12 protein-coding genes and 1 tRNA gene are annotated in these 13248 nt (G+C 38.1%); 4 read left to right on the forward strand and 9 right to left on the reverse strand.

Going from position 1 to position 13248, the window contains the following annotated elements:
* Positions 1 to 29 precede the first annotated feature (29 nt).
* The 3 genes from guaB to H3T46_RS01875 form a co-directional block, all read right to left on the reverse strand.
* Positions 30 to 1514: an IMP dehydrogenase gene (gene guaB, locus H3T46_RS01865; RefSeq protein ID WP_198197252.1), complete on the reverse strand. Its 1485-nt coding sequence runs from the start codon at positions 1512 to 1514 to the stop codon at positions 30 to 32.
* A 179-nt stretch (positions 1515 to 1693) separates the two neighbouring features.
* On the reverse strand, positions 1694 to 2413 hold the full coding sequence (locus H3T46_RS01870; protein WP_198197253.1) for an RlmE family RNA methyltransferase: 720 nt from the start codon (positions 2411 to 2413) through the stop codon (positions 1694 to 1696).
* A gap of 36 nt (positions 2414 to 2449) precedes the next feature.
* Positions 2450 to 3448 carry a Ppx/GppA family phosphatase gene (locus tag H3T46_RS01875; RefSeq protein WP_122123623.1) on the reverse strand — a complete coding sequence of 333 codons (999 nt, stop codon included), beginning with the start codon at positions 3446 to 3448 and terminating at the stop codon, positions 2450 to 2452.
* Between the two features lie 192 nt (positions 3449 to 3640).
* Here H3T46_RS01875 and H3T46_RS01880 point away from each other — a divergent pair.
* Together H3T46_RS01880 and H3T46_RS01885 are read left to right on the forward strand one after the other, a co-directional pair.
* Positions 3641 to 3714 (forward strand) — tRNA-Gln (locus tag H3T46_RS01880).
* Positions 3715 to 3749: 35 nt separating this feature from the next.
* Positions 3750 to 4451: an NUDIX hydrolase gene (locus H3T46_RS01885; protein WP_232349953.1), complete on the forward strand. Its 702-nt coding sequence runs from the start codon at positions 3750 to 3752 to the stop codon at positions 4449 to 4451.
* On the opposite strand, the gene H3T46_RS01890 is transcribed toward H3T46_RS01885, so the two are convergent.
* The 3 genes from H3T46_RS01890 to H3T46_RS01900 all read right to left on the reverse strand — a co-directional run bounded on the left by H3T46_RS01890 (position 4452) and on the right by H3T46_RS01900 (position 7878).
* Positions 4452 to 5999 (reverse strand): peptide chain release factor 3, encoded by a 1548-nt coding sequence (locus H3T46_RS01890; RefSeq protein WP_198197255.1) that lies wholly within the window; start codon positions 5997 to 5999, stop codon positions 4452 to 4454.
* Between the two features lie 91 nt (positions 6000 to 6090).
* Entirely contained in the window at positions 6091 to 6708 is a 618-nt protein-coding gene (rpsD, locus tag H3T46_RS01895; RefSeq protein ID WP_155566844.1) for a 30S ribosomal protein S4, read from the reverse strand.
* A 243-nt stretch (positions 6709 to 6951) separates the two neighbouring features.
* On the reverse strand, positions 6952 to 7878 hold the full coding sequence (locus H3T46_RS01900; protein ID WP_198197256.1) for an SEL1-like repeat protein: 927 nt from the start codon (positions 7876 to 7878) through the stop codon (positions 6952 to 6954).
* Between the two features lie 171 nt (positions 7879 to 8049).
* On the opposite strand from H3T46_RS01900, the gene H3T46_RS01905 reads away from it, so the two are divergent.
* A complete protein-coding gene (locus tag H3T46_RS01905; RefSeq protein ID WP_198197257.1) occupies positions 8050 to 8580 on the forward strand; it encodes an HdeD family acid-resistance protein in 531 nt (176 codons plus the stop codon).
* 5 nt (positions 8581 to 8585) lie between these two features.
* On the opposite strand, the gene H3T46_RS01910 is transcribed toward H3T46_RS01905, so the two are convergent.
* Together H3T46_RS01910 and cysS are read right to left on the reverse strand one after the other, a co-directional pair.
* Positions 8586 to 9353: an RNA methyltransferase gene (locus tag H3T46_RS01910; RefSeq protein WP_198197258.1), complete on the reverse strand. Its 768-nt coding sequence runs from the start codon at positions 9351 to 9353 to the stop codon at positions 8586 to 8588.
* Positions 9350 to 10705 carry a cysteine--tRNA ligase gene (gene cysS, locus H3T46_RS01915; RefSeq protein WP_198197651.1) on the reverse strand — a complete coding sequence of 452 codons (1356 nt, stop codon included), beginning with the start codon at positions 10703 to 10705 and terminating at the stop codon, positions 9350 to 9352. The genes H3T46_RS01910 and cysS overlap by 4 nt, the downstream gene beginning before the upstream one ends.
* Before the next feature lie 92 nt (positions 10706 to 10797).
* Between cysS and H3T46_RS01920 the strand changes: the two genes are divergently transcribed.
* Positions 10798 to 12177 carry an MATE family efflux transporter gene (locus H3T46_RS01920; protein ID WP_198197259.1) on the forward strand — a complete coding sequence of 460 codons (1380 nt, stop codon included), beginning with the start codon at positions 10798 to 10800 and terminating at the stop codon, positions 12175 to 12177.
* A 7-nt stretch (positions 12178 to 12184) separates the two neighbouring features.
* On the opposite strand, the gene H3T46_RS01925 is transcribed toward H3T46_RS01920, so the two are convergent.
* Positions 12185 to 13210 (reverse strand): lipid A deacylase LpxR family protein, encoded by a 1026-nt coding sequence (locus H3T46_RS01925; RefSeq protein ID WP_198197260.1) that lies wholly within the window; start codon positions 13208 to 13210, stop codon positions 12185 to 12187.
* Positions 13211 to 13248 lie beyond the last annotated feature (38 nt).

A 13248-nucleotide genomic window follows, 5' to 3' on the forward strand; every position in this document is an offset into this window, starting at 1 on the left:
CTTAAATATCTGATAGACAAATTTATTATTTAATTATGATGATAGTTAGGCGCTTCACGCGTAATTACAACATCATGAACATGGCTTTCCCTCAATCCCGCTCCCGTAATTTTACGGAACTGAACATTTTTTTTCATTTCTTCAATCGTCGCATTGCCAGTATATCCCATACCTGCTTTCAAGCCGCCAACCATCTGATGTATAACTCCTTCTGCCGCCCCTTTGTATGGTACCTGCCCTTCAATGCCTTCAGGAACAAGCTTATGGCTTTCCTTGATATCCTGTTGAAAATAACGGTCAGCAGATCCACGAGCCATGGCACCAAGACTTCCCATTCCGCGGTATGATTTATAGGAACGTCCCTGATATAGAAATACTTCACCAGGAGCTTCATCAGTACCTGCCAGTAAAGATCCAATCATGACAACATCTGCACCCGCACCGATAGCTTTAACAATATCGCCAGACGTGCGAATTCCACCATCTGCTATTAAAGGAATATTGGCAGCATGACAAATTTCAGACACTTCCATTACTGCCGAAAATTGGGGAACTCCTACCCCTGCAACAACACGGGTTGTACAGATTGAACCTGGACCAATTCCAACTTTTACTGCATCAGCGCCAACATCAATCAATGCTTGAGCACCTTCTGGTGTCGCAATATTTCCCGCAATAATTTGAACGTCAGCATAATTTTTCTTGAGGCGCCCTATCGAGTCCAAAACACCCTGGGAATGTCCATGTGCCGTATCTACGACCAAAACGTCAACACCAGCCTCTATAAGCGTGACAGCCCGTTTATATCCGTCCTCACCAACACCTGTGGCAGCAGCACAACGTAAGCGACCATATTGATCCTTGTTGGCCAAAGGATAAACGACTGATTTTTCCATATCCTTGACAGTTATTATTCCGACACAACAATCATTTTTATCAACGACAAGCAATTTTTCAATACGATTTTGATGAAGCAGTTTTTTAGCTTCATCGGGACTCACACCCTCTTTGACTGTAACCAGGTTATCTTTTGTCATTAACTCCGCAACGGGTTGTTTTGCATTTGTTGCAAACCGGACATCACGATGCGTGACAATACCAACAAGCCGATTCGTATTTTTTTCAATAACAGGGAGTCCACTTATGTTATGGCGTTTCATTGTTGCAATGACTTCTTCTAAAGTCTGTTCAGGATGAACAGTTACCGGATCAACCACCATTCCCGATTCAAAGCGCTTTACCTGCTTGACCTGATTGGCCTGTTCCTGAATGGATAGATTTTTATGAATAACCCCTATTCCTCCATTTTGTGCCATAGCAATGGCCATTGCACATTCTGTTACTGTATCCATGGCTGATGAAATCAAGGGTATATTCAAACGGATAGATCGGGTCAAATTGGACCGAACATCAGCCTGATTAGGCAATACATTAGATTTTGCTGGAATAATCAAAACATCATCAAAAGCAAGGGCTTCTCGAATATGTTTTTGGGAAATAGAAGAATGTGCCATTTATGGTACCCTTTATTAAAAATTAGAAAATTAAAGATAAAAAGGGATAACCGAAAAAAATCGGGTTCCAATTATTGGCAATTCTTCATACCTAAAAAATTGTGATTAGACAAGTCAAAAATCAATTTTGTGTCAAATAGTGACAAAATCAAATTATCCTTGAAATTTTATCAACACATTCACGATTTATCTTCGGAATTATTCCCTTTAAACCCTGTGGCAATCACATATAACTCTCTGGATTCCTTACGACTTGCTGGAGGTTTTGCATGTTTTACAATTTTGAAGGATCGCTTGAGTTTATTTAACATCAATTTTTCACTTCCCCCCTGGAAAACTTTGGCAATGAAAACTCCATTCAAATTTAAAATTTTTATTGCAAAGTCCAAAGCCTGTTCTGTCAAATTAATTATTCTTATATGATCCGTTGCTGCATGTCCTGTCGTGTTCGGTGCCATATCAGACATGACCAGATCCGCCTTACCCTCTAATTTATCCAGTAATACTTCAAGATTATGGGGCTCTGTAAAATCTCCCTGAAAAATATCAGCTCCCATAACTGGTTCAACTTGCAACAAATCAATACCTACAACTTTGGATGCCTTGTGATATACCGCAACCTGAGACCATCCTCCTGGCGCTGCACCCAGATCAACAACCTTTATCCCCTTTTTTAAAAAATGAAATTTATCATTTAACTCTATTAGCTTATAAGCGGCACGGGACCGCCAGCCATGCTGTTGCGCAGCTTTTACATAAGGATCATTCAACTGACGCGTCAACCATCTTTGTTGAGATGTTGAACGTCCTTTTGTTTTTTTTAAGGTAACCGTCAATCCAGTATCAAAACGCGATTTCTTTTTTTTGCGCGAATTCGAATTCGCATTATCTTTATTCATAGTTTTTACTTTAATTATACTGATTAATTAAATTTATTACTGGTTTAACAAATAATGATGATTTTTATAATAGTTTCTTAACTTGTTTGTCGTCATTTTGGCAATTATTCCATCCCGAATACCCCGATCGGCAACGACAATGTCATTGGCGGGCCACAAGGTATGTATGGCATCAAATATTGCGCATCCAGGTAAAAGATAATGAATTCTTTTTTTATATCGGTCGGAAAGAATTTCAGTCTCTTTGAATTTCTGATCTAGCAAAGTCCTGATTATTTCCTTAAGTTGGGCTGTTTGCAAAGACAAACCATCAATCGCCGCACGATTATACTTGTTTTGATTTAACAAAATGCTTGCAAGAGTGGTTATAGTTCCACTTACCCCTATGAATTGAACCTGATTTCTTACAATCTCTGCCTGAATACGGTGAATGGCCTCGAATTCCATGACCTTGGATAAAACAAAATCAAACATTTGATAGTAATTCTGCAAGGTGGCAATATTGAATTGCTCTCTTAACGTAAGAATGCCAACAGGTATACTGAAACATCCAATCAAAATATATTTTCGTCGCGCAAAATCAATTTTAACCCATGCAATTTCAGTGGAACCACCTCCAATATCAAATAATAGTGCCTTGGTCTTATTACGTTTCAACACATTGTCATATAAAAATGAATTGCAGCCGGCCAAAGCCAGCTCAACCTCTTCCCGTGGTGAAATAACCTTAATGTTCAGTCCTGTTTCATATAAAACCTGACTAAGAAAATGATCAGCATTTGAGGCGCGTCGACAAGCTTCGGTAGCGACAGCATAAAAGGCGGAAAATCTTTTACCTTCAATTTTGGATGCACAATGTCGGAGCGCGACCATTGTACGTTCCATGGCAGCTTGACTCAACTGACCTGTTTCATACAATCCCTCACCCAATCGAACTACTCGATTATAATGGTCAACAATTCTCAACCTGCCACGATCAGATGACACGATCAGCAGACGACAATTATTTGTGCCTAAATCCAATGCCGCAAACATATTTACGCCCTAATTACTTTATCCAGTCAAAGTTAATTCCTTATTTTTTGTATAGCTCCTTAATATTAACACAATTTATTATTAATTTGGATTTTTTTATTAAAATAACTAAAAATTTTTGTAATTAATTTATTTTACCATACCCTTGATTTATAATTTTTTACATGATATAAGCATCCACATTAAATATATTGGGAGATAGTTTAGCGGTAGAACTACCGGCTCTGACCCGGTCAGCCCTGGTTCGAATCCAGGTCTCCCAGCCAAAAATGTTTCCGTTATGACATTCAAAGATAATAAAATGGAATGGAAAACATTTGCTTTATACCCAGAATGTTCCGTAAAACTTATAGATTATAAAACTGAATTATCTATAAATCTTGAAAAACAGATTGAAAATTTATGGGTTGCCAAAAAAAGATTATACCCAAAATTGTTTAATGGACGTGTATTTACCGTTACTTTGATATTACCCCATCAAATAACGGGATATTGGACAGAATATAGATATGTTTCGGCCCAAATGGAAAATAAGGAATTCAATGAATTTCTTTGTCTTAAACCTTTGGCTGTAACAGGTTTAATTTTTTGCGATAATGGTTTTATTCTTGGAAAAAGAAACAGTAACAGCGTTTATCTACCCAATTACTGGCAATGTGCCCCTGCGGGTAGCGTGGAATCACGTCATGAAGAAAAAACTGTAAATTTGCATGAACAATTATTTGTAGAGGCAAGAGAAGAACTTGGATTAAAAAAAGATTTTTTTTCAAATAGCCGCATTCTTATTGCAACTCAACATCCCGAAAAAGGAATAATCGATATCGGAATAATGCTGAAAACACACTTGAATTTTCAACAAATATATAATTATTGGCAAAAAAAAGGCAACTCAGAATATGATGAACTTATATGCATATCCGATTTAACCCTTTTACCTAAACCAATAATTCCATCCACCAGATATTTAATCAAGGCCAGCTATAAAGATAATAATAGGATATGACTAGCTGTTTTTAACAATGCCGATCTGTTTGATATCATGAAATTTTAAGTCTTTTTGCATTTCAACAGTCCGTTGCATCATGAATTCAGAAGTGGCCAGAAATACTGGATCTCCGTCTATATCATCAGCAATGGCACTTTTGTTGGAATTAATAAATTTCTCAATTTTGTTTTTTTCACCCTCAAACCAACGGACCTGTGTAAAAGATACAGTATCAAATCCTATTTCAACGCCGTACTCATGTTTCAAACGCGTCTGTAAGACATCAAGTTGCAATATTCCAACCACACCAACAATAGGCGAAGACCCGTCCTGTGGTTTAAAAAGCTGGACAACGCCCTCTTCTGCAAGCTCAATTAATGCCTGTTTTAATTTCTTGGCTTTCATCGCATCAGCAAGGCGAACCCGTCGTAGTATTTCAGGGGCAAAATAGGGTACTCCTGTAAACTGAAGCTCCTCTCCTTCCGTCAAGGTATCTCCAATACGTAATGTGCCATGATTGGGAATTCCAACAACATCTCCCGCAAAAGCCTCCTCTGCCAATTGTCTGTCTCGTGCAAAGAAAAACTGAGGGGTATGTAACGCAAAAATTTTTCCTGTACGGGTATGTTTCAATTTCATACCTCGTTCTAAACGTCCAGAACAAATACGGGCAAAGGCGATACGATCCCGATGATTTGGATCCATATTTGCCTGAATTTTAAATACAAGAGCAGTCATTGATGGTTCATTTGCCGCCACCAGACGTTGATCACTTTCCTGATTTCGTGGACTTGGGCCAAATTCAACCAATGCATCCAAAAGATCATGAACCCCCAATTCCTTAATCGCACTTCCAAAAAAAACCGGAGTTAAAAAACCTGCCTTAAAATCATCAATATTAAATTCCGGCAGAGCAGCCTTAACCAATTCCACTTCTTCTTTTAATGCTATAACACGATCATCTGTTTCTGGAATTCCCTCTTTTAGGCGCATGGTTTGTTTCCGAACATCATAAGCACCCAAAAATTTGGCAGCCCGTCCCACAGGCCATGTTAAAGGTGTTGTTTCAAGAGCCAGTGTAGAGGCCACTTCATCTAGCAATTCAAAAGGATCCTGAGATTCTCTGTCCATCTTGTTGATAAAGGTTACAATCGGTATATCGCGCAAACGACAAATTTCAAAAAGTTTCCGTGTTCTTGCCTCAATCCCTTTTGCCGCATCAATAACCATAACTGCGGCATCAACAGCCGTCAAAGTCCTGTATGTATCTTCAGAAAAATCTTCGTGGCCAGGCGTATCCAACAAGTTAAAAATGCAACCACCATATTCAAACGTCATAACAGAAGTTACAACTGAAATACCGCGATCCTTTTCAATATTCATCCAGTCCGAACGAGTTCGACGCTGTTCCCTTTTAGCACGGACATTTCCCGCCATCTGTATAGCCCCACCAGCATGCAATATACGTTCAGTCAAAGTCGTCTTACCCGCATCAGGATGGGAAATAATAGCGAAAGTGCGACGACGGGAAATTTCTTTATCCAGACTCTGAACTGTATCTAACATCAAGCAGACCTAAATTTATATTGAAAACAATAAACGCACAAAAGCCGAGCAAAAAAATTGCTCGGCATTTTTATATAAAAATAAAATGTGATTAACGAGAATAAAACTCGACAACCAAATTGGGTTCCATAGTTACAGGATATGGAACATCATTTAATTTTGGCGTACGAACAAATGAACCCTTCATTTGACGATGATCAACCTCTAAATATTCAGGAATATCCCGTTCTTTACTTTGAACTGCATCCAGTACAATGGCAAGTTGTTTTGATCTTTCCCTAACTTCAACAACATCATTATCTTTTAAAGAATATGATGGGATATTAACACGCTTGCCATTTACTAAAACATGTCCATGGTTAATGAACTGACGTGCAGCAAATGGAGTGGATGCAAATTTTAACCGATAAACTACAGCATCCAAACGACGTTCCAACAAATTGATCAAGTTTTCAGAAGTATCACCTTTACGACGAGATGCTTCAGCGTAATAACGACGGAATTGCTTTTCACTGATATTTCCGTAATATCCCTTGAGTTTTTGTTTAGCCATTAACTGAACGCTAAAATCGGAAGGCTTTGCACGGCGGCGTTGACCGTGTTGACCAGGACCATATTCACGCTTGTTAACCGGTGATTTAGCACGTCCCCACAAATTAACCCCTAAACGACGGTTAATTTTATATTTGCTTTGTAAACGCTTACTCATACGTCTAAATATCTTTCTTTATATATGTTAAATATCGCATTGAGGTAAAGCAATATTAGATTTTATTGTACCAGTAGTTCTTTAACTCGCATCAAAGACGGGTTTATATTTGATACAAAGTAACCTCATCACTTCTTTGGATAAAAATAAACCACTTTTCTGGCAGTAGAAGCCTATATATTCAAACTTTAATGAATTGTCAAATAATTAACAGTTTGAATAATATTAAAAAAAATTTAAAAATTATTTCGTATTCAACAACCGATATTTGTCGCAGCCTTTTTGAGATCTATTTAAACATGATTGTTTAAAATACTCTTTTGCCGTGGCCTCATCTTGAGGAACCAACTTCCCTTCATGATATATTTCCCCAAGTCGCAATTGGGCATCCGTATTTTCTTGATCTGCAGCTTTATGATAATAGAAAAGAGCCGTCTGAAAATCCTGTAATACACCGTGACCCGCTTCATACATTGTTCCCAACTTGTATAAAGCGCCCTCATATCCCTGATCTGCTGACTTCTGATACAATTCTTTCGCCTTGAAATAATCTAAATCTGTGCCTTTACCTGTGTCATATAATGATCCCAGGATATACTGGGCAAAACTATTTCCTTGTTCTGCAGATTTACGGGTCCATTGAAAGGCTTTAAAAAAATCTTGTTTACATCCCTTACCTTCTAAATACATAATTCCAAGAGCGGATTGAGCCATTAGATTCCCTTGCAAAGCAGCCTTATGAAAATAATCAAACGCCTTGTCATAATTCTGCTCAATCCCTTCACCATTCTGATACAAATTACCTAAATAAAACTGAGCTTCAGCATTCCCCTGTCCTGCGGAATAGTTAAACCATTCAATCGCTTTATTATAATCTTGCGGCACAATAACACCCAAGGCATAAAACCGACCTAAAACAAATTGTGCTGGCGCAAAACCTCCGCTGGCAGATTGTGTAAAAAATATAAGGGCTAATCTATCATTTTTCTGAACCCCTTTACCCGTTAAATAAATTACACCTAACCTGTAACAATATTCAGCAGAGGGTAGATAGAGAATTTTTTCAAATTGACCGAACCAGTATGATAAATGGCTTTCATATGCATGGGAACGAACAGGATATGTGCATATAAAAAAAGTAGCGGCAAGAATAACAATAATGTTTTTCATTATGAACCTTAATGATTTATAAAATGAAATAAAAATATATCGTTAACTATCTGTTCATACCAAATTATGACTGATTTTATTAATAAATAAATAGATTAATTTCATAAAAAAAATTAAACTAACTACAATTAACCGCTTTACAAAATTATAAAATATTTTTTGGAGATCATAATGGATCAATTAATAGCCCAAAAATGGAAATGGTTCGTAGGATTGGGAATATTGTGTTTGATTACCGGCATTCTGTGCCTAATTGACACGGTTTTTGTAACAATTGCAATGGTTATAATTATCGGAATTTTATTAATTATTACAGGTTTGGCCCAACTCATTCACGCCTGTTATCTTAAAGATTGGAGCAGTTTTCTCTGGTCAGCCCTATGCGGTATCATTTATCTTATTGGCGGTATATTATTGATTCGTGAACCTGTTAATGGTTCGGTTATAATTACCATTTTTCTTGGTGTTTGTTTTTGTTTTGGTGGAATCATGCGTCTTATGATTGCCTTTAACAATAAAAATACCAAAGGATGGGGGTTGTTGGTATTCAGTGGTATTCTTGGCTTGATTTTAGGATTTATTCTTTTCGTCAATCCAATAAACGGCCTGTGGTTTATCGGATTCATGGTTGGTTTTGACCTTATCTTCAATGGAACTGCATGGTTGCAACTTGGCTTTACGCTCAAATCCCAAATCAAATAATTTAATTATTTCATGGGGCCCTTAACCAATTCCGCCACAACACCATGAAGGGTTCGTAATTCCTGTTCTGTCACTTCTCCCCTTTGAAAAAGATGATACAGATTACGAATCATTCCTGGCCGTTTTTCCTGATTGCGTAGAAATCCACAATAATCAAGCTCCCTGATCAAATGATTCATAAAATTATTCAGCTCTCCTTTAGTAGCGATATGCGTTTTGTTAGTCTGCAACTGGCGCTCCGGTGTTTCTTCAGTGGACATCCACCACTCATAAGCCATAATCATAACGGCTTGTGATAAATTCAATGACATGAATCTTGGATCCAAGGGATAACGGATCCAATAATCAGTCTGAACAAAATCCTCATTTTCCAACCCGGTTCGCTCTGGCCCAAACAAAATACCGATTTTCAATCCACGATTGGTCATTTCCCGCATTTCACATGCGCCACCACGCGCCGTTAATAAAGGTTTGATAATTTGACGAGGTCTGGGACAGGTTGCAAAAACATGATGTAAATCCGCAACAGCGGCTTCTACCGTATCGAAAATTTTTGTATGATCCAATAAACGGTCTGCACCAGATGCTGCTCTCCAGGCTTTTGGCTGTGGCCATCCATCTCGCGGGGCCACCAACCGCAAATGGAACAATCCCCCGTTCGCCATCGCTCGAGCTACACTGCCAATATTATCAGCAAGCTGTGGGCGAACCAAAATAACGACAGGTGTATTTCCAACTGGGATCAAATCTGCACCACCATCACGACCTGTCATATTTTTCTCCATGTCGTACCTTGTGGACTGTCTTCCAATAAGATACCCTGAGCTTTGAGCTGGTCACGTATTTTATCCGCCTTGATAAAATCTTTCGATTTTTTTGCATTATTTCTTTCTTGAATTAAGATCTTAATCTCATCTTCATTATCAATATCTTGAAACCATTGAGTTGGTAGACTATTAAACAAGCCAAGCTGTTGACCCGCCTGTTTCAATTTTAAGGCAGAATGTTCATCACCTTGTAAGGCTTTATCTGCAAATTGATGCATAAACACCAAAGCTTGGGGTGTATTTAAATCATTTGCCAAAGCATCCATGACTAATTCTGGTAAATCCATTTCTGAATTAAAATTCTGTTCATAAGGCAACAAGGCGCGATAGAAACGATCCATAACCTTTTTAGCATCTTTTAAGGCTTCATCAGTGAAATTCAAAACAGAACGGTAATGAGATTGCAATAATAATAACCGTAATGCTTCTGGATTATGCTTTGTCAATATTTCCCGTATTGTAAAAAAATTGCCCAGAGACTTGGACATTTTATCACCATTTACCAACAGCATGGCATTATGTAGCCAATAATTGGCAAACTGACTGCCTGGAAAACAACATAGACTTTGTGCACATTCATTTTCGTGGTGGGGAAAAATCAGATCCTGACCACCGCCATGAATATCAAAATTTTCACCGAGGTAACGATGGGACATTGCAGAACATTCAATATGCCAGCCTGGCCTACCCTTTCCCCAGGGACTATCCCATCCTGGTTCATCCTCATTTGAAGGTTTCCATAACACAAAATCACCGGGATTTTTTTTGTAAGTCGCGATCTCAACTCTTGCCCCAGCCAGCAATTCATCTGGATTGCGGCCTGATAAACTCCCATATTTCTTGTATTGATGGACAGAGAAAAGAACATGACCATCAGCTTCATAGGCATATCCCTGACTGACAAGACTGATAATCATCTCTTGTATGTCTTCGATATGTTCTGTAGCTTTTGGTTCAATATCAGGGGGCAAGATAAACATTGAAGCCATATCTTGATGAAATTCTTCAATCGTTCGACAGGTCAATGCTTGAATAGATTCATGATTGGCTCTGGCACGGGCATTTATCTTATCATCAACATCCGTAATATTCCGTACATAAGTCACTTTAGGATAAATTTTCCGCAACAATCTTACCAAAATATCGGCTGTTAACATTGCACGCAAATTGCCAATATGTAAAAAATCGTATACTGTAGGGCCACAAAAATATAAACGGATATTTAAAGAATCTAATGGTTTAAAAGGTAAAATCTTATGATGACGACTGTCATATAGGGAAATTTCTGGCTTATTCATTGTTTTACCTTGTTCATATCCTGTATTCGATTGTGTCCAAACAACACTCAATAAATTAAATCTTTATTCTTTATTAGTCATAAATAAATATAATGCAACTTTCTCAACCAGCTTTTCTGAAAAAAGAACTTTCTGCGATCTTTTTTATTGCCATACCAATCGCATTTGCCCAACTATGTCAAATGGCTATGGGTGTAACCGATACGATTTTATTGGGAAAAGTCGATAAAGAAACCTTAGCAATCGGTGGATTTACAACACAGTTATTTTTTACTGTTTGTGTTGTTTTGCAATCGGCGTTGAGTTCAGCTGCAATTTTAATTGCTGAATATATAGGATCAAGAAGAATTTCTCAGATATCCAAAATTTATTGGACAACCTATATATTTGGATTAATTCTCTGTATACCCTGCTATTTTCTTTTGAAATCAACAAACTTTATATTGATGTGGACAGGTGAAAATCCTGATATGATTGCAAAATCCAGTCATTTTATGAATATTCTCTTATGGGGTATGCCCCCTGTTCTTATTGGAACAGGTTTAATAAGAGTTGTTTTACCAGCTTTTAATGCCTCGAAAATTCTTTTGCAAATAACACCTTTAACTACAATTATCAACGCCTTGTTAAATGCAGCCTTTATTTATGGTTTATGGGGCGCCCCTAAAATGGGCTTGTATGGTTCAGCAATTGGCAGCACAATTACTTTGTGGGTTTCAACAATTTTATTTATTGGAGTAACCCATTGCAAAAAGAATTTAAAACAATATCTTTACCCTTTTAAAATTGATTTGTCCTTGCTTTTACCCTTGATGCGTCTGGGGTTGCCCATCTGTGTCAGTTCAGCAGCTGAAATGCTTCTTTTCCTTGCAACTTCTTTCCGGGCAGGACTACTAGGAACCGATGCACTTGCCGCCCATCAAATTGCCAACAGCTTTGCCACTTTTACGTTCATGATACCCCTTGCCATTTCTCAGGCCGCCAATGTTCGGGTAAGTTATTGGGTTGGCGCTCAAAAACCTTTGTATGCGAAAAATTCAGGTTTTTTATCTATCGGTCTTGGTTCTGTTTTTATGGGGCTAATTGGTATAATCATTTTCATTTTCCCGAAAACCATTGTCAGCCTTTTTATTGATATTCATTCATTCAGCAATCAATCAACAATTGAAATTGCGGTCGTTATATTGAAAATTGTTGCTCTTTTCCAGATTGTTGACGGTATGCAAGGCGTTGCGATGGGTGCATTACGCGGATTGAAAGATACCACAATCCCAATGATCTTTGCTTTGATAAGCTATTGGGTAATTGGATATACACTGAGTGGTTGGTTTGCATTTTCATTGAACTATAAAGCACCAGGATTGTGGACAGGCATGGCTATTGGCCTTGCTGTTATTGCTGTATTGGCAACAGCACGTTTTTATTATCTTACCTATCGCCCAAGCAGAATAATGGAACGTGCCTTACGTTAGAGAAAAATCAAAATTTAAAGGATACGGAAACAGATCCATAATTAAATAATCCACTTTTTTGTCCCCTGAATTCTTGGGTCTGCCAAGTTTGGGTATAAGCGATTTTATATCCTTTGATAATTAAAGCGGCCCCTGCAAGAATTTCGCCAACATCTGATCTTTTTGAAACATGTTGCGCATGTGATTTAGAGGGATCCCCTTGCAAAGTGGCATTATAGGCTACAGCCTGACCATCTACACCACCAAATAAATACCAGTTAACAAAACTGGTTCCAACATAGGCATCAGTACCGTCATTTCCCGAACCAATTCTTGCAGGTCCGAAATCACTTTCAAGACCCTGTCCAAAACGGAATAGGGAACCGATTTGTCCATAAATTCTATAAATCCCCATTGCACCATTAGCTGAAGGTAAGATATCAAAATCAACCGGTCCAGCATGCCCTGCGAGAAATCTCCATGTTCTACCCATTTGAACCTGAAAAACGGGCACACTCTTTAACTGGTTGTGCCAGCCACGGTTTTTGTGATCCCCAGTAATGGCATGAAAACCATTTTGAACCTGACGTCCCATAGCTCCGGGGCCTAAAACACCGGCTTGAATACCAAACACACTCCTCGTATCATCCGTGTCACTTATAAGATTAACGGTTGTTAATAAAACCCCGGCATAAGGTCGATCATGTGGCAATCTCTGGCTCGATTGAGTATCACGTGGTGTAAATATCGACTGCTGCAATCCCCAATGAATTCGTTGCATTCCCTTTCCCAAAAGAAACGTGTTCATATCCGCAACAGGTTGAGGCAACGTGTCAGTAGGAGATGTCCACCCTATTCTAAGTCCGTTTGTATAATATTGATCAGACGTTCCTTTCAAGGTTGAGGCTGCATCATTTTCCCATTGTATTGTTAGGGTATTATATGGATCTTGTTTTGGTGTTGAAAAAGAAGGATGAGAATAGAATAAACCCATTGAACAGACGGAAAAACATGATAATAAATTTGTTAATGACAAATAATCCCGTTTGCCCATTTTCAACCTTTTGACTCTAAATATTCTATTTAACCTAA

The sequence above is a fragment of the Commensalibacter sp. M0133 genome (assembly GCF_016101485.1).
GTDB lineage: Bacteria > Pseudomonadota > Alphaproteobacteria > Acetobacterales > Acetobacteraceae > Commensalibacter > Commensalibacter melissae.